General features: G+C 68.3%; 20 protein-coding genes. 7 read left to right on the forward strand and 13 right to left on the reverse strand.

The annotated features are described in order from the left end of the window. Window positions 1-17: 17 nt before the first annotated feature. Window positions 18-686 (reverse strand): DUF1236 domain-containing protein, encoded by a 669-nt coding sequence (locus tag ACZ2G3_RS13930; protein ID WP_470396611.1) that lies wholly within the window; start codon window positions 684-686, stop codon window positions 18-20. Between the two features lie 183 nt (window positions 687-869). On the opposite strand from ACZ2G3_RS13930, the gene ACZ2G3_RS13935 reads away from it, so the two are divergent. Further along, entirely contained in the window at window positions 870-2,342 is a 1,473-nt protein-coding gene (locus tag ACZ2G3_RS13935; RefSeq protein WP_470396612.1) for an NAD-dependent succinate-semialdehyde dehydrogenase, read from the forward strand. A gap of 122 nt (window positions 2,343-2,464) precedes the next feature. Continuing rightward, on the forward strand, window positions 2,465-2,728 hold the full coding sequence (locus tag ACZ2G3_RS13940) for a GlsB/YeaQ/YmgE family stress response membrane protein (RefSeq protein ID WP_419269161.1): 264 nt from the start codon (window positions 2,465-2,467) through the stop codon (window positions 2,726-2,728). 72 nt (window positions 2,729-2,800) lie between these two features. Here the strand turns inward: ACZ2G3_RS13940 and ACZ2G3_RS13945 are convergent, their stop codons facing one another. Further along, window positions 2,801-3,550: a DUF1013 domain-containing protein gene (locus ACZ2G3_RS13945; RefSeq protein ID WP_470396613.1), complete on the reverse strand. Its 750-nt coding sequence runs from the start codon at window positions 3,548-3,550 to the stop codon at window positions 2,801-2,803. Window positions 3,551-3,739: 189 nt separating this feature from the next. Between ACZ2G3_RS13945 and ACZ2G3_RS13950 the strand changes: the two genes are divergently transcribed. Then, the gene (locus ACZ2G3_RS13950; protein ID WP_470396614.1) at window positions 3,740-4,375 is read left to right on the forward strand and encodes a ribonuclease T2 family protein; all 636 of its coding nucleotides are present in this window, start codon (window positions 3,740-3,742) and stop codon (window positions 4,373-4,375) included. An 11-nt stretch (window positions 4,376-4,386) separates the two neighbouring features. On the opposite strand, the gene ACZ2G3_RS13955 is transcribed toward ACZ2G3_RS13950, so the two are convergent. Beyond that, window positions 4,387-5,376: an NAD(P)H-quinone oxidoreductase gene (locus ACZ2G3_RS13955; protein ID WP_470396616.1), complete on the reverse strand. Its 990-nt coding sequence runs from the start codon at window positions 5,374-5,376 to the stop codon at window positions 4,387-4,389. A gap of 9 nt (window positions 5,377-5,385) precedes the next feature. Further along, the gene (locus tag ACZ2G3_RS13960; protein ID WP_470396617.1) at window positions 5,386-6,039 is read right to left on the reverse strand and encodes a COQ9 family protein; all 654 of its coding nucleotides are present in this window, start codon (window positions 6,037-6,039) and stop codon (window positions 5,386-5,388) included. Window positions 6,040-6,132: 93 nt separating this feature from the next. On the opposite strand from ACZ2G3_RS13960, the gene rpsU reads away from it, so the two are divergent. Further along, window positions 6,133-6,339, forward strand: a complete 207-nt coding sequence (gene rpsU, locus ACZ2G3_RS13965; RefSeq protein WP_081994671.1) for a 30S ribosomal protein S21 — start codon at window positions 6,133-6,135, stop codon at window positions 6,337-6,339. Window positions 6,340-6,402: 63 nt separating this feature from the next. Here rpsU and ACZ2G3_RS13970 read toward each other — a convergent pair whose 3' ends face one another. Then, the gene (locus tag ACZ2G3_RS13970) at window positions 6,403-6,864 is read right to left on the reverse strand and encodes an Lrp/AsnC family transcriptional regulator (RefSeq protein WP_419269411.1); all 462 of its coding nucleotides are present in this window, start codon (window positions 6,862-6,864) and stop codon (window positions 6,403-6,405) included. Between the two features lie 134 nt (window positions 6,865-6,998). Between ACZ2G3_RS13970 and ald the strand changes: the two genes are divergently transcribed. Further along, window positions 6,999-8,117: an alanine dehydrogenase gene (gene ald, locus ACZ2G3_RS13975; protein ID WP_470396619.1), complete on the forward strand. Its 1,119-nt coding sequence runs from the start codon at window positions 6,999-7,001 to the stop codon at window positions 8,115-8,117. Window positions 8,118-8,155: 38 nt separating this feature from the next. Here ald and mscL read toward each other — a convergent pair whose 3' ends face one another. The 3 genes from mscL to ACZ2G3_RS13990 form a co-directional block, all read right to left on the reverse strand. Beyond that, the gene (mscL, locus tag ACZ2G3_RS13980; protein WP_470396620.1) at window positions 8,156-8,596 is read right to left on the reverse strand and encodes a large conductance mechanosensitive channel protein MscL; all 441 of its coding nucleotides are present in this window, start codon (window positions 8,594-8,596) and stop codon (window positions 8,156-8,158) included. A 110-nt stretch (window positions 8,597-8,706) separates the two neighbouring features. Then, window positions 8,707-9,339 (reverse strand): DsbA family protein, encoded by a 633-nt coding sequence (locus tag ACZ2G3_RS13985; protein WP_470396622.1) that lies wholly within the window; start codon window positions 9,337-9,339, stop codon window positions 8,707-8,709. A gap of 11 nt (window positions 9,340-9,350) precedes the next feature. After that, window positions 9,351-9,923, reverse strand: coding sequence for a DUF721 domain-containing protein (locus ACZ2G3_RS13990; RefSeq protein ID WP_470396623.1), 573 nt, complete (start codon window positions 9,921-9,923; stop codon window positions 9,351-9,353). Window positions 9,924-10,008: 85 nt separating this feature from the next. Here ACZ2G3_RS13990 and ACZ2G3_RS13995 point away from each other — a divergent pair, with 85 nt between their 5' ends. After that, window positions 10,009-11,034, forward strand: coding sequence for an A/G-specific adenine glycosylase (locus ACZ2G3_RS13995; RefSeq protein ID WP_470396624.1), 1,026 nt, complete (start codon window positions 10,009-10,011; stop codon window positions 11,032-11,034). Between the two features lie 10 nt (window positions 11,035-11,044). Then, entirely contained in the window at window positions 11,045-12,184 is a 1,140-nt protein-coding gene (locus ACZ2G3_RS14000; protein ID WP_470396625.1) for an alkane 1-monooxygenase, read from the forward strand. A gap of 259 nt (window positions 12,185-12,443) precedes the next feature. On the opposite strand, the gene ACZ2G3_RS14005 is transcribed toward ACZ2G3_RS14000, so the two are convergent. From ACZ2G3_RS14005 to ACZ2G3_RS14025, 5 genes are all read right to left on the reverse strand, one after another. Continuing rightward, window positions 12,444-13,574, reverse strand: coding sequence for a site-specific DNA-methyltransferase (locus tag ACZ2G3_RS14005; protein ID WP_419269173.1), 1,131 nt, complete (start codon window positions 13,572-13,574; stop codon window positions 12,444-12,446). Between the two features lie 90 nt (window positions 13,575-13,664). Further along, entirely contained in the window at window positions 13,665-14,297 is a 633-nt protein-coding gene (locus ACZ2G3_RS14010) for a ribonuclease HII (protein ID WP_470396626.1), read from the reverse strand. Continuing rightward, window positions 14,294-14,773, reverse strand: coding sequence for an ureidoglycolate lyase (locus ACZ2G3_RS14015; protein ID WP_470396627.1), 480 nt, complete (start codon window positions 14,771-14,773; stop codon window positions 14,294-14,296). Before ACZ2G3_RS14015 ends, ACZ2G3_RS14010 begins: the two co-directional genes overlap by 4 nt. 10 nt (window positions 14,774-14,783) lie before the next feature. After that, window positions 14,784-16,499: a glycosyl transferase family 90 gene (locus ACZ2G3_RS14020; RefSeq protein ID WP_470396629.1), complete on the reverse strand. Its 1,716-nt coding sequence runs from the start codon at window positions 16,497-16,499 to the stop codon at window positions 14,784-14,786. 4 nt (window positions 16,500-16,503) lie between these two features. Beyond that, window positions 16,504-17,721: an MFS transporter gene (locus ACZ2G3_RS14025; protein ID WP_470396630.1), complete on the reverse strand. Its 1,218-nt coding sequence runs from the start codon at window positions 17,719-17,721 to the stop codon at window positions 16,504-16,506. Window positions 17,722-17,744: the final 23 nt, after the last annotated feature.

Raw genomic sequence — 17,744 nt, forward strand, 5'->3', positions numbered from 1 at the left:
TCGCCAAGAGGGACAGCTTAGCGATAGATGTAAACGATCTGGCGGTCGTTCGGATCCACCAGAACCGTCTGTCCGTTGATCTGGGCATAGCGGTACTGCGGCTGCTCGGGAATTTCATAGACATTCACCGTCTCGGGCACGCCCGCGCCGATCACGACCTCGCCTTCCAGATAGACCGGCTCGACGCTGTTCGACGTCACATAGGTGGTGACTTCGGGCGTCGGTTCCTCGGTCGCGGCAGCAGCTGCGCCCCCGCCGATGGCGGCACCCGCCACGGCACCGACCGGGCCACCGATCAGTGCGCCCATGGCCGCGCCGCCCAGTCCGCCGACCGCGGCGTTCTGTCCGGCATTATCGGCCTCGGCCGGGGCTTCGATGATGGTCACGCCCACGGTCTGGCGGTTGGGATAGAGCGAGACGACCTCATCCCCGGCCGTGACGTTCAGATAGTCGCCATAGGACCAGCCCTGCAGGTCGCCCGAGGTCACTTCGCACCAGTTAGCGCTGTCGATGCAGCCGCGGACATCCACCTCGTTGCCGGCGGTGATAGCGCCGATCACCTCGTGCTGGACGCCGGGGCCCGAACGCACGTTCAGGTCGGTCGCGGCGGTGGCGGTGGTCTGGGCCATGGCGGCCCCCGAAAGGCCAAGGGCGGCGACGGCGGAGGTCAGGAAAAGCTTGCGCATGATAAACTCCTGTTTTTTGCGGGGACCCGTGGTCGGGTCGATCGCAGCTTGAACATCCGGAACCGTTACCCTGTTCCCGGCGTGCCGATCACATCCGCTTGCCCCGCGCGTGAGCGGCGGCCGCGTTTTGACAAGCGCGCCCGTGCGTGGTCATCTATGCGCGCCGCCGTCAGAGGAGCGATCATGACCAAGCATTCCACCGACCTGAAGACCCTGCTGCGCGACCCCTCGCTGCTGGAGACCCGCGCCTTCGTGGGGGGCGAATGGGTCGACGCCGATGACGGCGCAACCTTCGAGGTCACGAACCCGGCACGCGGTGACGTGATCGCCCAAGTGGCCGACCTGGGCCGGGCCGAGGTCGCGCGCGCCATCGACGCCGCCGAGGCCGCGATGAAGGACTGGGCCGCCCGTCCCGCCAAGGAGCGCGCCCAGGTGATGCGCCGCTGGTACGACCTGATGATGGAGAACCAGGACGACCTGGGCCGCATCCTGACCGCCGAACAGGGCAAGCCCCTGCCCGAGGCCAAGGGCGAGATCGCCTATGGCGCCAGCTTCGTCGAATGGTTCGGCGAGGAGGCCAAGCGCGTCTATGGCGAGACGATCCCCGGCCACCAGGCCGACAAGCGCCTGACCGTCATCCGCCAGCCCATCGGCGTCGTTGGATCGATCACGCCCTGGAACTTTCCAAATGCGATGATCGCCCGCAAAGCCGCGCCGGCCCTGGCCGTCGGCTGCGGTTTCGTCGCGCGTCCCGCCGCGGAAACCCCGCTGTCGGCGCTGGCCATGGCGGTCCTGGGCGAACGTGCGGGCCTGCCCAAGGGCATCCTGTCGGTGGTGACCTCGTCACGCTCCAGCGATATCGGCAAGGAATTCTGCGAGAACCACAAGGTGCGCAAGCTGACCTTCACCGGATCGACCGAGGTGGGGCGCATCCTGCTGCGCCAGGCGGCCGACCAGGTGATGAAGTGCAGCATGGAACTGGGCGGCAACGCGCCCTTCATCGTCTTCGACGACGCCGATCTGGATGCCGCGGTCGACGGCGCGATGGCGTCCAAATTCCGCAACAACGGCCAGACCTGCGTCTGCGCCAACCGCATCTATGTTCAGTCGGGGGTCTATGACGCCTTCGCCAAAAAGCTGGCGGCGGCGGTCGACAAGCTGCGCGTCGGCGACGGGCTGGAGGAGGGCACGACCACCGGCCCGCTGATCAACGAAAAGGCGGTCGAGAAGGTCGAGGAGCATATCCGCGATGTCCTGGACGGCGGCGGCGAGGTCATGACCGGCGGCAAGCGCAAGGACGGGCTGTTCTTCGAACCCACGGTGATGACCGGCGTGAAGGACGAAATGAAGGTCTCGACCGAGGAAACCTTTGGTCCCCTTGCCCCGCTGTTCCGCTTCGAGACCGAGGAGGAGGCCGTCCGGAAGGCCAATGACACGATCTTCGGCCTGGCGTCCTATTTCTATGCCCGCGACATCGGCCGCATCACCCGCGTGCAGGAGGCGCTGGATTATGGCATCGTCGGCGTGAACACCGGCATCATCTCGACCGAGGTGGCGCCCTTCGGCGGGGTCAAGCAGTCGGGCCTGGGCCGCGAGGGAAGCCGCCACGGAATGGACGACTATCTGGAGATGAAGTACATCTGCCTGTCAGTGTGACCCTTTTCCCACAGTCCTATCACGGGGCCCGGGTCCGCGGGAACGGATCGGGGCCTCGGGCATTGTCGATGCGACAGGTCGCTGCGGGTGCGGCCACTGCAAACACGAAAAGGGACATTTCCATGGAAGGTTACGGCTGGATTCTCTCCATCATCCTGGGCGCCATCGCCGGTTGGATCGCTGAAAAGATCATGAAGGGCGACCATGGCCTGCTGGCAAACATCATCCTGGGCATCCTGGGCGCGCTGATCGGTAACTGGTTGTTCCGCGCCATCCTGGGCACGACCGCGGGGGGCCTGATCGGCCAGCTGATCGTTGCCGTGATCGGTGCCTGCATCCTGATCGCGATCTATCGCATGATCCGCGGCAAGTCGGTCCGACACTGACCTTCACCTGCCCCGAATGCAAAAGGCCGGCATTGCGCCGGCCTTTTTTCATGGGATCTGACGGCCGCGCCCTCAGCGCTGGTCGTCCTCGTCCTCGTCATCCTCGCCCGCATCGGGCAGGTTGAAGAAGCTGTCGGCATCGCGCGCGGGTTCCGGGCGCTTTGCTTCGCGGTTGAGGCTGAAGTTCTCCAGGCCCGCGATCGAGCTGGGCAGCCGCGGCTCGTCCGACATCGACAGCGAGGTCTCGGTGCTGACCAGCTTGCGGCGCTCATCGTCGGTCATGACCACGCCCTCGGCGGCGCGCTTCTTGGCGGCCTTCTGCACGGCCGCGTCCAGCTCGGTCTGGCGGCACAGGCCCAAGGCCACCGGGTCGATCGGCTGGATGTTCTGGATGTTCCAGTGGGTCCGCTCGCGGATCGAGGCGATGGTGGGCTTGGTCGTGCCGACCAGCTTGGCGATCTGCGCGTCCTGCAGCTCCGGGTGGAACTTGACCAGCCACAGGATGGCGGCCGGACGGTCCTGGCGCTTGGACAGGGGCGTATAGCGCGGGCCGCGACGCTTTTCCTCGCCATCGGCGGCAGGATTGTGCTTCAGGCGCAGGCGATAGGCCGGGCTGCCCTCGGCGCGCTTGATCTCTTCGGCGTCCAGCTGGTTCGAGGCGACAGGGTCATAGCCCTTGACGCCGGCGGCGACGTCGCCATCGGCGATCCCCTGGACCTCAAGCTCGTGCAGACCGCAGAAGTCGCCGATCTGCTTGAAGCTGAGCGTCGTGTTGTCGACCAGCCAGACGGCGGTGGCCTTGGCCATCAGCGGCTTGCTCATGTCAGTCTCCTTCGCTTGTCTCGTATGCCCCGAACATGGGCGGCTTGGCCGGAAAAACGGCTTCGGCTGACGCCATTCCTCGTTTTCGGGGGGAATTGCCGGCTCATATAGCGTTTTCGACGCGCGGGGAAAAGAGGATTCGGAAAGTTTGCCGATGCGGGGCGGCCCCTGCCCGTCTATCCTTGCCCGATGCGCCTGATTGCCCTGATCCTTGCCACCCTGCTTTTCGCCGGCCCGTCCCAGGCGCGCGACATCGCTGGGCAGTTCGACTACTACGTCCTGGCGCTCAGCTGGCAGCCCGGCTGGTGCAGCAGCACGGGCGACGACCGGGCCGCGCCGGAATGCCGCGACGGCACCGGTCGGGGCTTCACCGTCCATGGGCTCTGGCCCCAGAACGAACGCGGCTGGCCCCGCGATTGCGTCACGGCCGAACGCGATCCGTCGCGCCGCGAAAGCCAGGCGATGAACGACATCATGGGGTCCGGCGGGCTGGCCTGGCACCAGTGGAAAAAGCACGGCCGGTGCAGCGGGCTGCCCGCCAGCGCCTATTACGACGCGACCCGCGACGCCTTGGCCCGCATCACCGTCCCGCAGGTTCTGGACCGGCTGGATCGCGACATCACGCTGGACCCTGCCTTGGTCGAGGAGGCGTTTCTGGAGGCCAATCCCGACCTGACCGCCGACGGCGTGACGGTGACCTGCCGCGACAGGTCCCTGGCCGAGGTGCGCATCTGCCTGACCCGCGACCTGCACCCGCGCGACTGTGCCCCCGACGCGCGCAGCGACTGCAGCCGCGCCAGGGTGCTGATGGAGGCCGTCCGCTGAGGCCTGCGGCCTCAGCCGCCAGCCACCCGCAGCACGATCTTGCCGATATGGTCGCTGCTTTCCATCCGCCGATGGGCGTCGGCAGCCTCGGCCAGCGCAAATTCGCTGTCGATGGTGACCCCGACCGAGCCTGCCGCAATCATCGGCCACAGCTGCTTGCGCAGCGCATCGGCCAGTTCCGCCTTGGCGACATCCGATTGCGGGCGCAGGGTGGACCCGGTGACGGTCAGGCGGTTCACCATGATCTGGGCAAAGTTCAGCTCGACCTTGGGCCCCTCCAGAAATGCGATCATCACCAGCCGCCCGTCCAGCGCCAACGCCTTGATGTTGCGCGGGATATAGCTGCCGCCGACCATGTCCAGGATCAGGTCGGCGCCGCCCGCCTCCTTCAGGACCTTGACGAAATCCTGCGTGCGGTAATTGATCGGGGTCGCGCCCAGGGCCTCGATCGCGGCGCATTTTTCTTCGCTACTGGCGGTGGCAAAGACCCGCGCGCCCAGGCCATGGGCGATCTGGATCGCCATCATGCCGATCCCCGATGTGCCGCCATGGACCAGGAACCGCTCGCCCCCGGTCAGGCCACCGCGCTGCACGACGTTGGACCAGACGGTAAAGGCGGTTTCGGGCAGGCAGGCACCTTCGCGCAGGGTCAGGCCACGCGGGATGCGCAGCGCGTGGTCGGCATGGCAGACGACATATTCCGCATAGCCGCCCCCCGGCACCAGGGCGCAGACCTGTTCGCCCTTCTTCCAGCGGGTGACGCCCGCGCCCATGCCGACGATCTCGCCCGAGGCCTCCAGCCCCGGCAGGTCCGAGGCGCCGGGCGGGGGCGCATAGCTGCCGGCCCGCTGCAGCACGTCGGGGCGGTTCACCCCGGCATAGGCGACCTTGATCAGGATCTGGTCATGGCAGGGCACCGGCACGGGCCGGGTGGTCTGGCGCAGCTGGTCGGCCGCGCCGGGAGATGCGATCTCGATCGCCGTCATCTGGTCGGGGAACATGGGATTTCCTTATCGCGTCTTTCCGGGAAGGGCACGGGCGCGCGGCGCCTTGATCCAGCCAAAGGCGGCGCGGCCCAGGCTTTCGGCACCGGGCAGCTTGCGCAGCCGGGACTTGACGGTCTCGATGCTCATCACGCCGTCGATGCGGCGGTCGATGAAGGCGCGGGTGTCCTGGCGCCCCTCGGAATCGTCGCCCAGCCAGAACAGTACCGTGGCAGAGATCACCGCCGTCAGGGTGGCACGCTTGGAATACCAGTTCACGTCCTGCGACCTGTCGCCAAGCCCCGTCCAGATGACGTCGGCCGTTTCCCAGACCAGCTGCGCCGCCAGCGCCGCGTTCTGCGGCAGCGCCAGCGTCGCGGCGCCCGCCCGCACCAGTTCCGGGTCCACCAGTTCCAGCCGGCGCCAGACCGCCTGAGAGATGCGGTCGCGGAACCGGCCCTGCAGCGGGGTCTCCGCCAGCGACCGGCGCAGCTCCTCGTCCGCGCGGCGGTGATAGGCCGCGGCCAGACCGGCGCCGCCTTGGGGGAAATGCACCCGGATCAGCGAGGGCGACATTCCGATGTCGCGGGCCCCGGCGGTCAGGGCACGATCGTTCATCCCCTCGAAGGGCACATGGGTCAGCGCGGCATCCAGCAGCGCGTCGCGGTCGGTCTGGGTCATGGCTTACCTCTTCTGGACAGGGCCGCCCGCTTCTGTTAGGGGGACGCTTCCTGCAATCTATCAACTCTAACCTAGGAAGGTGGTGACAACCACATGCAGGTCAATGTTCGCGACAACAACGTCGAACAGGCGCTTCGTGCCCTGAAGAAAAAACTTCAGCGCGAAGGTGTCTTCCGCGAAATGAAGCTCAAGCAGCATTTCGAGAAGCCGTCGGTCAAGAAAGCCCGTGAAAAGGCCGAGGCCGTTCGCCGCGCCCGCAAGCTGGCCCGTAAAAAGGCACAGCGCGAAGGCGCGCTGTAAGGCGACGCGATCAGCGTAATCCGAAAACCCCCGTGACCCCGTGTCGCGGGGGTTTTCTTATGGTCAGACGGGGATCGCCGTGGTCCGGAACACCGTCCGCAGGGCAAAGCTGGAATGCATCTGCGCGACCCCCGGCAGGCGGGCCAGGTGCTGGCGGTGGATGCGGGCGAAATCGTCGGTATCCTCGACCACGATCTTCAGCAGGTAATCGGCCGTGCCGGCCATCAGGTGGCATTCCAGCACGTCGGGAATGGTCCGCACGCCGCGTTCGAAGGCGTCCAGCACCTCGTCGGCCTGTCCCGACAGGGTGATCTCGACAAAGACGGTGGTCTGGCGGCGCAGCGCGCGCGCATCCAGCAGCGCCACATAGCCCGAGATGACGCCTGCCTCCTCCAGCCGCTGGACCCTCCGGTGGCAGGCCGAGGGCGACAGGTGCACCCGCACCGCCAGTTCGGCATTGCTGATTCGCCCCTCCTTCTGAAGAAGGACGAGGATACGGCGGTCTATTGCGTCAAGGTCGGCCATGGCGGCAGGTTCTTCGATTTCCGGACGCAGTTCCAGCAGCTTCTTCGCGGTTTCGTCTCCAATGCAGGCCATCTTCGCAGCACCTTTCGGGGCCGCCCTGCCAGGATGGAGGAAACATGGAAAGGGAGAGAGCCATGAAGATCGGATGCCCGAAAGAGATCAAGCCGCAGGAATTCCGCGTGGGCCTGACGCCGACCGCTGCGGCCGAGGCGGTGGGGCGCGGCCACAGCGTCGTCGTGCAGACGGGCGCCGGCCTGGGCGCGGGCTTCACCGACGAGCATTACCAGGCGGCCGGTGCGACCCTCGCCCCCGATGCCGCCGCGGTCTTCGACCAGGCGGAACTTATCATCAAGGTCAAGGAACCGCAGGCCGTCGAACGCAAGATGCTGCGCCAGGGCCAGATCCTGTTTACCTATCTGCACCTGGCGCCCGACCCGGAGCAGACCCGCGACCTGCTGGACAGCGGCGTGACGGCTATCGCCTATGAAACCGTCACGGATGCCAGAGGCGGCCTGCCCCTGCTGGCGCCGATGTCCGAAGTGGCCGGCCGTTTGGCCCCGCAGGTCGGATCCTGGGCGCTGCAAAAGGCCAATGGCGGGCGCGGCGTGCTGATGGGCGGCGTGCCGGGCGTCCGGCCTGCCAATGTCGTCATCATCGGCGGTGGGGTGGTGGGCGCGGCGGCGGCCCGCGTTGCCGTGGGCATGGGCGCGAATGTGACGGTGATGGACCGCTCGGTGCCGCGGCTGTCCTATCTGGACGACATCTTCATGGGCAAGCTGACCACCCAGTTCGCCAGCGCCCCCGCCACGGCCGAACTGATCCGGACGGCCGACATGGTGATCGGCGCCGTCCTGATCCCGGGGGCCGCCGCGCCCAAGCTGGTGACCCGCGAACAGCTGTCCACCATGCCCCAGGGCGCGGTCCTGGTGGACGTGGCCATCGACCAGGGCGGCTGTTTCGAGACGTCGCGCGCGACGACCCATCAGGACCCGATCTACGAGATCGACGGCGTGATCCATTACTGCGTGGCCAACATGCCGGGCGCGGTGGCGCGCACCTCGACGCAGGCGCTTGGGAACGTGACGATGCCGCATCTGCTGGCCCTGGCCGACAAGGGCTGGCGGCAGGCGGTGACGGACGACCCGCATCTGCGGGCGGGACTGTCCACCCATGAGGGGCAGCTGACCTCGCCCCCGGTGGGCGAGGCCCTGGGCCTGGACGCCATGACGCCGGACCAACTGCTGGCCAACTGACAAGGTGGCCGGCGCGATGGCGCCGGCACCGAAAGGCCTCAGATCCGGGCGGCGCGGTCGGCCAGCAGGTCGCGGATCTGGGCCAGCAGCTCTTCCTGGCTGGGGCCGACGGCGGGTTCTTCCGCCTCCTCTTTATGAAAGGCGGCGGACTGCATGCGATTGATGACCTTGACCAGCAGGAACACCGCCCAGGCTATGATCAGAAAGTTCAGCACCGCCATCAGGAAGGAGCCATAGGCAAGGATCGCCGCCCCCGACTGCCGCGCCACGGCCAGGCTGGAGCTGTCGGCCACGCTGCCCGACAGGACCAGGTAGCGGTCGGTAAAGTCGATGCCGCCCGTCAGCAGGCCCAGGACCGGGTTGATCAGGTCGGCGACCAGCGAGTTGACGATGCCGGTGAAGGCCGCGCCGATGATGATGCCCACGGCAAGGTCGATGACATTGCCGCGGGCGATGAAAGTCTTGAATTCCCTGAACATGACGAACCGTCCCTCTGCCACGCCTGCCGCCGCAGAGTAGCGGCGCGTCCTGGCAAAAGGCAACGGCCCAAGCGGTCCGGCGGGCCCCGGGCCTGCCGGACCGTCCCGTCTTATTCGGCCGGCGCGGGGGCCTCGGCCAGCTTGGCGTCGATGATGCCCTTCATGCTGTCCCAGGGCTGGTTGGAGACCTTTTCGCCGCCGATGATGAAGGTCGGGGTCGCCTCGACCTCGTCCGCGGTGGCGTTCTGCTGGAAGGTCGCGATCAGCTGCTCGACCTTGGCGGTGTCGTCCCAGCAGGCCGTCATCTGGTCTTCGGTCATGCCCGCCTTCAGGCCGATGCGGCGCAGGTTGGCCGCGATCTCGTCGCCCGACCCGCCCGACAGCCATTCCTTCTGTTCGTCGAACAGCATGTCCGAGACTGCATAATATTTGTCGTCACCCCCGCAGCGCGCCAGGATCCCGGCCCAGAGGCCCACCTGGTCGAAATAGATGTCGCGCTGGACAAAGCGGACCTGGCCGCTGTCGATGTAATCCGCCTTCAGCTGCGGAAAGACATCGCTGTGGAAATTGGCGCAATGCCCGCAGGTAAAGCTGGCATATTCGATGATGGTCAGCGGCGCGTCCTCGGCCCCCAGCGCGATATCGGGCAGCGTTTCCACCGGGGTTTCGGGCGCGGCATCCTGCGCCACGGCCGGCAGGGCCAGGGTCAGGGCAAGCGCGGTCGCGGCAAAGCGGAGAAACATGGGAAGTCCTTTCAGAAATCTTGCGGTTCGGGATCTGGGGTGTTGCGGGGCTGGCGGCTGGCCACGTTCAGGGCCAGCCGGGCCATCGCCTCGGCCAGGGTCGGGTCGTCGAATTGCCGCGCGACGCGGTCGGCCTGACGGGCGCTGGCCGGATCGGGGTCCTTGGGCGCGCGGGGGGCCGTGGAAAAGCGCGCCTGGCCTTCGGCAAAGCCGGTGGCGGCGGTCTGGGTCAGGGTGATGCGCTGGACGGCATTGTAGCCATAGCAGGCGTTCACCCGTTCGCGCAGCTGGGGCAGTTGCATCTCGACCATGGGAGCCATCGGGCCGGTCGTCAGCAATGTCAGCGTGGCGCCAAAGCCGCCACGGCTGTGGCTGATGCGGACCGGGCGGGTCACGGCGGCCAGCTGGGGGCCGGCGATCTCGGCCCAATGGGTCAGCAGGCGGGCGACGGCAAAGCCCCGACCCTCGGCCGCCTTCTGCACCCGGTCGGCCAGCAGCGAGGCCGCCGCCTGGAAACCGCGGCTGCGCCTCCGGGCAGGACCCGAGGTGCCGTAGGGTGACGAGGTGCGGGGTGTCTGGGCCATCTTTGCCTGATCTGCTATCACCCCCATATCCTTAGCCAGCCATCCGCCCGGATGAAAGCGCGCCGACCCCGATGAGGCCACATAATTGCGTGACAGCAAGGTGATCGCCCCCGACCTTCTGGCCTGGTATGACCGCCATGCCCGCATCCTGCCCTGGCGCGTGCCGCCCGGCGGGCCGCCCGCCGATCCCTATCGCGTCTGGCTGTCCGAGGTGATGCTGCAGCAGACCACCGTGGCGGCGGTCAAGGCCTATTTCCTGCGCTTCACCGCGCTTTGGCCGACGGTCCAGGACCTGGCTGCGGCCGAGGATGCGCGGGTGATGGCCGAATGGGCGGGGCTTGGCTATTACGCCCGCGCCCGCAACTTGCTGGCCTGCGCCCGCGCCGTGGCGGCGCGGGGCGGTTTTCCCGACACGCGCGAGGGGCTGGCCGCGCTGCCGGGGATCGGGCCCTATACCTCGGCCGCGATCGCCTCGATCGCCTTCGACCGCACGGAAACCGTGGTGGACGGAAATGTCGAACGCGTCGTCGCGCGGCTGTTCGCGGTGGATACCCCCCTGCCCCGCGCCAAGCCGCAGCTGACGGCGCTGGCGGGTCAGCTGACACCCACCGAACGCCCGGGCGATTATGCGCAGGCGATGATGGATCTGGGCGCGACGATCTGCACGCCGCGCAGCCCGGCCTGCGTCATCTGCCCGGTCCAGGCCGAATGCGAGGCGCGCCGGCAGGGGATCGCGGCCGAGCTGCCGCGCAAGCTGGCCAAGGCCCCCAAGCCCGAGCGCGAGGGGGTGGCCTGGGTCGCCCGCCAAGGCCAGGCGCTGCTGCTGGAACATCGCCCTGCCAAGGGGCTGTTGGGTGGGACGCTGGCCTTTCCGTCGGCCCAGTGGGACGGGCGCGACCTGCCCCCGCCGGGTCCTGCTCAGTGGCGCGAGATCGGGCAGGTGCGCCATGTCTTTACCCATTTCAGCCTGACGCTGCGGGTGATGAGCGGCCAGCTGACCGGCAATCCCGAACGCGGAGAGCTTGTGCCCCTGCGGCAGATCGACCGCGAGGCGCTGCCAGGGCTGATGCGCAAGGTCTGGGATATGGCGCAGGGCGAGATCGCGGCGTAGCATTCACGCCATGAGTGAGTCGCGCGCCCCCAACCTGCCCGCCGCCGCGCCCTTCTGGCTGTCGGTGCTGATGATCCCGCTGGTGGTGCTGGCCGCCTGGCGGGGCGGCTGGTGGTGGGCGCTGATCCCGGCCTATGCCTGGTACCTGACCACGGCGCTGGACGGCATCCTGGGCCTGAACGAGGCCAATCCCGACCCCGAAACGGGGACCGACCAACTGTTCTGGCACCGGGCCGTCACGATCATCTGGTTCCCGCTGCAATTTGCCGCGATCTTCGGGTCGATCTGGTACGTGCAGGCGACGGGGCACCTGTCGGGGCTTGAAAAACTTGGAGTCTTCTTCGGCATCGGCGTCCTGTCGGGCAGCATCGGCATCGTCTATGCCCATGAACTGCTGCACCAGAAGACCCCGGCCGAGCGCTGGCTGGGGGACCTGCTGCTGGCCTCGGTGCTTTATTCGCATTTCCGGACCGAGCATCTGCTGGTGCATCATTCCTGGGTCTCGACCCCGCGCGATGCGGTCTCGGCGCGCTATGGCGAGGGGTTCTACGGGTTTTTCCGGCGCGTGCTGACGGAGGGACCGCGCAGTGCATGGGTGGCCGAAACGCGGTTCCTGGCGCGGGCCGGGCGCGGCCGCTGGGACCGGCGCAACCCCTTCTGGCGCTATGGGGCGCTGCAGCTGGGGATGCTGGCCCTGGCCGCGGTTCTGGGCGGCTGGATCGGGGTTTTCCTGTTCCTTTTCCAGGCCTTCATCGCGGTGTGGCAGCTGGAGCTGACCAATTACGTGGAACATTACGGCCTGACCCGCAAGCATCTGGGCGACGGCCGCTATGAGCCTGTCCGGCCGCGCCACAGCTGGAATGCCAGCCACAGGGCGACGAACTGGCTGCTGATCAACCTGCAGCGCCATTCGGACCATCACACCAAGCCGGACCGCCGGTTTCCGCTGCTGCAGACCTATGGCGCGGACGAGGCGCCGCAGCTGCCCCACGGCTATCCGGTGATGACCATGGTGGCGATGGTGCCGCCCCTGTGGCGGCGGCGGATGAACCCGCGCGTGCGCGCCTGGCGGCGGCAATTCTATCCCGAGATCGCGGACTGGACCCCCTATGACACCGGCGCCCTGCCGATGCCGCGCAACGCGCTTTAGCGCAACGCGCGGTGCCGGGCGCAACGGGCGGGGGCGGATCGGCGGGCGCGCCCGGGAATTGCTGGGCCCGTGCCCGCACGGCGCATGCACCGGCGAGGGCACCGGATGTGCACAGGGCGTACACCGCCTGCGGACTGCGGGTTAAGGTCGCGTTAACGCATGTCGCCATGAAAGACGCCCCGCCATGCAAGGATGGCGGGGCGAGGTGGTTCCGGCGGGCGCGTGGCGCGGCGGAACTGGCGAAACCGGGGCGACGCGATCAGTTGGGGCGGGACACCTCGCCCTCCAGTTCGGCGCGGATCTGCTGGCGCAGGATGTCCAGCGGGATCATCTTGCCCTCGCGCCGGAAATGCCAGTAGGTCCAGCCGTTGCAGGAGGGCGCGCCTTCCAGCGCGGCGCCGACCTGGTGGATCGAGCCCTTGACGTCATTGCCGATCAGCGAGCCGTCGGCGCGGACCTTGGCCTTGTGGCGGTTGCCGATGGAGAACAGTTCCTCTCCGGGGCGCAGCATGCCGCGCTCGATCACCTGGCCAAAGGGGATGCGGACCTCGGCGCGCTTGGCGCGGGTGGTGGCGATGGCCTCGGTGTCGAAGCGGCGGACGCGGGACAGGCGGCGGGCGGCGACCTCTCGGTAGGCCTCCTCGCGCTCGATGCCGATATAGTCGCGGCCCAGCATCTTGGCGACGGCGCCCGTCGTGCCGGTGCCGAAGAACGGGTCCAGCACCACATCGCCCGGATTGGTCGTCCCGACAATGACGCGGTGCAGCAGGGATTCCGGCTTTTGCGTCGGATGGGCCTTGTCGCCGGCCGCGTCCTTGAGCCGTTCGCCGCCATTGCAGATCGGCAGGACCCAGTCCGAGCGCATCTGCACGCCCTCGTTCAGCGACTTCAGCGCCTCGTAGTTGAAGGTGTATTTCGAGTTTTCCGACTTGGCAGCCCAGATCAGCGTCTCATGCGCATTGGTCAGGCGCTTGCCGCGAAAGTTCGGCATCGGGTTCGACTTGCGCCAGATCACGTCGTTCATGATCCAGAAGCCCTGGTTCTGAAGCTCGGCCCCGACCCGGAAGATGTTGTGATAGCTGCCGATCACCCAGATGGCGCCGTTCGGTTTCAGCAGGCGGCGCGCGGCGGCCAGCCAGTCGCGGGTGAAGGCGTCGTAGATGGCAAAGGACGAGAACTGGTCCCAGTGGTCGTCTACCGCATCCACCTTGGAATTGTCGGGCCGGTGCAGGTCGCCCTTCAATTGCAGGTTATAGGGCGGGTCGGCAAAGATCAGGTCAACGCTGCCCGCGGGCAGGCTGTTCATGATGTCGATGCAGTCGCCACCCAGGATCTGGTTCAGCGGTAACGGCGGCGCGGAAACCGCGCGCTGGTCCTTGGTCTTCGTCATGGTCTGCCTCTGGGGAAAGCCGGCTTTTTGCCGGTCTGGTATGTCCCAAAGATGATTCAGACCCGATTCGCCGTCAATTTCTTTTTTGAATCAGAGGCTTACCAAAGTGGCTTTACACAAGATGTTGTGGACGGGGGCGAAGGACCGCCTATGATGTGGGGTGACCCCCAAATCTAGGAGGGCCCGCTTATGCGCGGGCGTGGGGTATCCGGCATTCGCCTCCCAGCCATAGCCGGGGTGCTGTTGCGCCAAATCCACCATGATGCGATCGCGCAACACCTTGGCGACGATGGATGCGGCGGCGATCGTCAGGCAGCGCGCGTCGCCCTTGACGATGGCCTGGCCCGGGCAGGACAGGTCGCGCGGCACGCGGTTGCCGTCCACCAAAACCATGCAGGGGCGCTGGCGCAGCCCGGCGATGGCGCGGCACATGGCCGCGTGGCTGGCGTGGTAGATGTTCAGCGCGTCGATTTCCGCTACGTCGATATGCGCCACGGACCAATCGCACTGGGCCATGATCCAGTCGGCCAGCTCCTCGCGCCGCCGAGCGGTCAGCTGCTTGCTGTCGTTGAGGCCGGGGGGGATGTGGGCGGGGTCGAGGATCACCGCCGCCGCCGTCACCGGGCCCGCCAGCGGGCCGCGCCCGGCCTCGTCCACGCCGGCGACCAGGCGGGCGCCCTGGGAGAGGGCCAGCGTCTCGTGGCTGTAGTCGGGCAGGCTCATGCGGTGATCCGTACGGGGGGGATGCGGACCTCCTCGAGGTTGGTGCCGCTGCCCTCGCGGTCGACGACCAGGAAATCGGCGGCGCGGTCCAGGGGCGTCAGGACGCCGTGCCAGGTGCCCGCGTGCAGGTTCACGCCGGTTCCGGCGGGGACCAGGAAGGCGCGGGGCGTGCCGGGGCGGCCGCCGTCGTCCGGGGCCACGACCGAGAGCCAGGCGTCGGGGCCCATCGGCATGAAGGCCTGGCTGCCCAGGGGGTGGCGTTCCAGCAGGTCGCAGTCATAGGGCAGGCTGACCGGCGCGCTGCGGAAGATCGAGATGATCGCCTCTCCGCCGCCGCGCTGGACGGTGGCCAGCGCGTGGTGGCGTTCGCAGCGGCCTGCGTTGATCATGCGGTCGGGGACGGGTCGGGGGGCCAGCACCTCACCGAAGGGGGCGAAGGCTGCGGCGGTCAGGGGTTCGATGCGGATCTGGGTCATGGCCGAGGGTTTAGCGCGCCTGCGCGAGCCCGTCGAGGATCAGGCGCATCAGGTCGGCCCGCGCGGCGGGATCGCGCAGATGGGCGGCCTCGGTCCGGGCGGCGCGGGACATGGCCTGACATTCGTCGGGATGGGCGCGGGCCCAGGCCAGCTTGTCCTTCAGGTCGGTCAGGTGGCGGGCGACGGGGATGAAATGCTGCCAAGGCTTGAAGCGGCCGGAATAGAAGACCTGCCAGCCATCGTCTTCGGCCAGCAGGACCCCGTTGCTGTCCAGCGCCCCGATGAAGTTCGAGCCGTGGTCGTAGCCGGTCAGGCACAGCTGATAGCGGAAGCGCCGGAAGGTCTCGTGACCGGCGCGGGGCCGGCAAAAGGGTGCCAGCAGCGGGTCGTCGGCGAACCGGCGATAGCCCCAGGCCAGGACCAGCCCCAGGTCGAAGTCGGGGTCGTCGAAATACCGCCGCAGGAAGGCCATCCGGTTGGTGCGGCAGAGGCCCTGCCAGGCCTCGTCGCGCTGGCCGGGGGTCTGGGCCTCGGCCAGGCGGGACAGCCAGACATGGCTGGCGGGGCCGGGCTTGACGCCCGGGCGCATTTCCGACCCTGAGATCATGCCGCGCCAGATCAGCCGGTCCTCCTTTTCCTCGAAGGGGATCGGATCGGGCGGCAGGCGCGGATCAAAACCGGGCAGGCCGAGGGCATGCTGGTCGGGCAAGGGCCAGAGGACCGCGTTCACTGCCCCCGCGCGGCGGTTGTGGCAGAGGACCGGCCGGTCCAGGGCCGCACCTTCGGAGCTGCCGAACCAGCGGCTGTCCTCCATGTCGATCCAGACCGGGTCGCGGCGGTCCAGCGCCAGGATATCGTTGATGACGGCCTCGGCCCGGATCAGCTTGAAGTGCCGCCCCTCGCGCGCCAAGGCCAGGGGCCGGTCACCGGGGGGCGTGGCCAGTGTGACCTGCCGCGCCTGGCCCTTTGCATCGGTCACGGCCCCCGCGCCCCCGGTGCGGCCGTCCCAGTGGCAGGCATAGCCCGAGAGGCCGGAGAGGTCGCCGGGTGCCTGGCGGTCCAGACCTGCCAGGCAGAAGCGGGCGACATCCTCGGCCCAGCCCGGCGGTGCGGGGGTCGGGTCCGGCTGATCCAGAAGCGCCATCAGCCCGGCCTCGGCCCGCCCCGGGCTGGGCCAGCGGGCGATGGGCAGCGTCCGCATCGGCAGCAGCGGGTCCAGCCGTGCGGCCAGGTCGGCGGGGCTGTCGCGGTCGGGATCGACGACGATCAACCGGGGGTCGTCGGCGAAGAGCGCCCGGACCTGGGTCAGATGCGCCTCCAGGTCCTGCTGCCAGATCTGCGGCAGGGCGGGACCAGGCACGCCGCGGTGATGGGCATGGCAGCGCAGCGCGTCGGTCGACAGGCGCCACAACGCCCAAGGGTCGCGGGGCGGGAGGGTCAGCAGGAAATGCGCCCCCGGCAGGCGGTCGCGCAGGAAGGCGGCGCAGCGCCAGGCCTCGAGCGGGGGGCGCCAGTGCGGGGCGTGGCGATAGAGGCCCGCGAACAGCCGCGCCTGGGGCCAGTCCTTCAGCGGCCGCTGTCCCTGCCCCATCGCATAGAGGATATCGGTGGCCAGGCGGCCGCCCTCGTGGCAGGCGGTCTGGTGGCCGTTGGCTTGGAACAGCCGCACCAGCGCGGCCTCCAACGGGCTGTCGGGGCCCAGGTGGACGAAGACAGGCGGCGCCACGGGATCAGCCCGCCATGCGGTCGCGCCGGGGCAGCAGGATCGTCAAAAGCCCCAGGACCGGCAGCACCGAGCAGAGCTGGAACACTGCCTGGATGCCGCGCGCATCAGCCAGCACGCCAAGCGCCGCCGCCGCGATCCCGCCCATGCCGAAGGAGAACCCGAAGAACAGCCCGGCGATCATGCCGGTGCGGCCGGGCACCAGTTCCTGCGCAAAGACCACGATGGCCGGGAAGGCCGAGGCCAGGATCAGCCCGATCAGCACCGCCAGCACGCCCGTGGCCTGCAGTCCCACATGCGGCAGCAGGAGGGTGAAGGGCAGCACGCCCAGGATCGAGACCCAGATCACCGTCAGCGGCCCGACCCGGTCGCCGATGACGCCGCCCAGCATGACGCCCCCCGCCATCCCCGCGAGGAACAGGAACAGCATGAGCTGCGCGCCCTGGGTCGAAAGGCCGAACTTGTCGATGGTAAAGAAGGTGAAATAGCTGCTCATCGAGGCGGTGTAGATGTTCTTGGTGAAGACCAGCGCGGCAAGGACCGCGATGGCGCGGATCACCGTGGCGCGCGGCAGGCGCAGCCGCTGGTCGGGGCGGGCGGCGGCGGCGCGGCGGCGCGTCTCGGCCCAGGTTCCGACCCGCCAGAGAATCGCCGCGCCCAGGGCCGCCGCGACCGCGAACCAGGCCACCGCCGGGCGGCCGAGCGGCACCACGATGAAGGCCGCCAGCAGAGGCCCCAGCGAGGTGCCGAAATTGCCGCCCAACTGGAACACGGACTGGGCCGTGCCATAGCGCCCGCCCGAGGCGAGCCGCGCCACGCGCGAGCTTTCGGGATGAAAGACCGCCGAGCCGATGCCGATCAGCATCGCCCCCGCCAGCAGCATCGCATAGTGGTGCGCCGTCGCCAGCAGCACCACCCCCGCCAGGGTCGAGCCCATCCCGAAGGGCAGCGAACGCGGCTGCGGATGCCGGTCCGTGGCCATGCCGATCAGCGGCTGCAGCAGCGAGGCCGTGACCTGGAAGGCCAGGGTCATCACCCCGATCTGGGCGTAGGACAGGGCGAATTCGACCCGCAGCAGCGGATAGATCGCCGCCAGCATCGACTGCATCACGTCGTTGATCATGTGGCAGAGGCTGATCGCCATCAGCACGCCCCAGGAGGTCAGCGGCGCGGCCGGGGCGGCGATCCCGGCGCCCGGGGCCGGCTGCGGGGAGGTCATCTGCATGGCGTCACCAGATTATTGCAGAA

The organism is Paracoccus sp. KKT209, assembly GCF_055635455.1.

What these genes read in the sequence shown, in the direction of transcription:
- ACZ2G3_RS13930 (WP_470396611.1), bottom strand. Translation starts at nt 686, where the DNA reads ATGCGCAAGCTTTTCCTGACCTCCGCCGTCGCCGCCCTTGGCCTTTCG.
- ACZ2G3_RS13935 (WP_470396612.1), top strand. Translation starts at nt 870, where the DNA reads ATGACCAAGCATTCCACCGACCTGAAGACCCTGCTGCGCGACCCCTCG.
- ACZ2G3_RS13940 (WP_419269161.1), top strand. Translation starts at nt 2,465, where the DNA reads ATGGAAGGTTACGGCTGGATTCTCTCCATCATCCTGGGCGCCATCGCC.
- ACZ2G3_RS13945 (WP_470396613.1), bottom strand. Translation starts at nt 3,550, where the DNA reads ATGAGCAAGCCGCTGATGGCCAAGGCCACCGCCGTCTGGCTGGTCGAC.
- ACZ2G3_RS13950 (WP_470396614.1), top strand. Translation starts at nt 3,740, where the DNA reads ATGCGCCTGATTGCCCTGATCCTTGCCACCCTGCTTTTCGCCGGCCCG.
- ACZ2G3_RS13955 (WP_470396616.1), bottom strand. Translation starts at nt 5,376, where the DNA reads ATGTTCCCCGACCAGATGACGGCGATCGAGATCGCATCTCCCGGCGCG.
- ACZ2G3_RS13960 (WP_470396617.1), bottom strand. Translation starts at nt 6,039, where the DNA reads ATGACCCAGACCGACCGCGACGCGCTGCTGGATGCCGCGCTGACCCAT.
- rpsU (WP_081994671.1), top strand. Translation starts at nt 6,133, where the DNA reads ATGCAGGTCAATGTTCGCGACAACAACGTCGAACAGGCGCTTCGTGCC.
- ACZ2G3_RS13970 (WP_419269411.1), bottom strand. Translation starts at nt 6,864, where the DNA reads ATGGCCGACCTTGACGCAATAGACCGCCGTATCCTCGTCCTTCTTCAG.
- ald (WP_470396619.1), top strand. Translation starts at nt 6,999, where the DNA reads ATGAAGATCGGATGCCCGAAAGAGATCAAGCCGCAGGAATTCCGCGTG.
- mscL (WP_470396620.1), bottom strand. Translation starts at nt 8,596, where the DNA reads ATGTTCAGGGAATTCAAGACTTTCATCGCCCGCGGCAATGTCATCGAC.
- ACZ2G3_RS13985 (WP_470396622.1), bottom strand. Translation starts at nt 9,339, where the DNA reads ATGTTTCTCCGCTTTGCCGCGACCGCGCTTGCCCTGACCCTGGCCCTG.
- ACZ2G3_RS13990 (WP_470396623.1), bottom strand. Translation starts at nt 9,923, where the DNA reads ATGGCCCAGACACCCCGCACCTCGTCACCCTACGGCACCTCGGGTCCT.
- ACZ2G3_RS14000 (WP_470396625.1), top strand. Translation starts at nt 11,045, where the DNA reads ATGAGTGAGTCGCGCGCCCCCAACCTGCCCGCCGCCGCGCCCTTCTGG.
- ACZ2G3_RS14005 (WP_419269173.1), bottom strand. Translation starts at nt 13,574, where the DNA reads ATGACGAAGACCAAGGACCAGCGCGCGGTTTCCGCGCCGCCGTTACCG.
- ACZ2G3_RS14010 (WP_470396626.1), bottom strand. Translation starts at nt 14,297, where the DNA reads ATGAGCCTGCCCGACTACAGCCACGAGACGCTGGCCCTCTCCCAGGGC.
- ACZ2G3_RS14015 (WP_470396627.1), bottom strand. Translation starts at nt 14,773, where the DNA reads ATGACCCAGATCCGCATCGAACCCCTGACCGCCGCAGCCTTCGCCCCC.
- ACZ2G3_RS14025 (WP_470396630.1), bottom strand. Translation starts at nt 17,721, where the DNA reads ATGCAGATGACCTCCCCGCAGCCGGCCCCGGGCGCCGGGATCGCCGCC.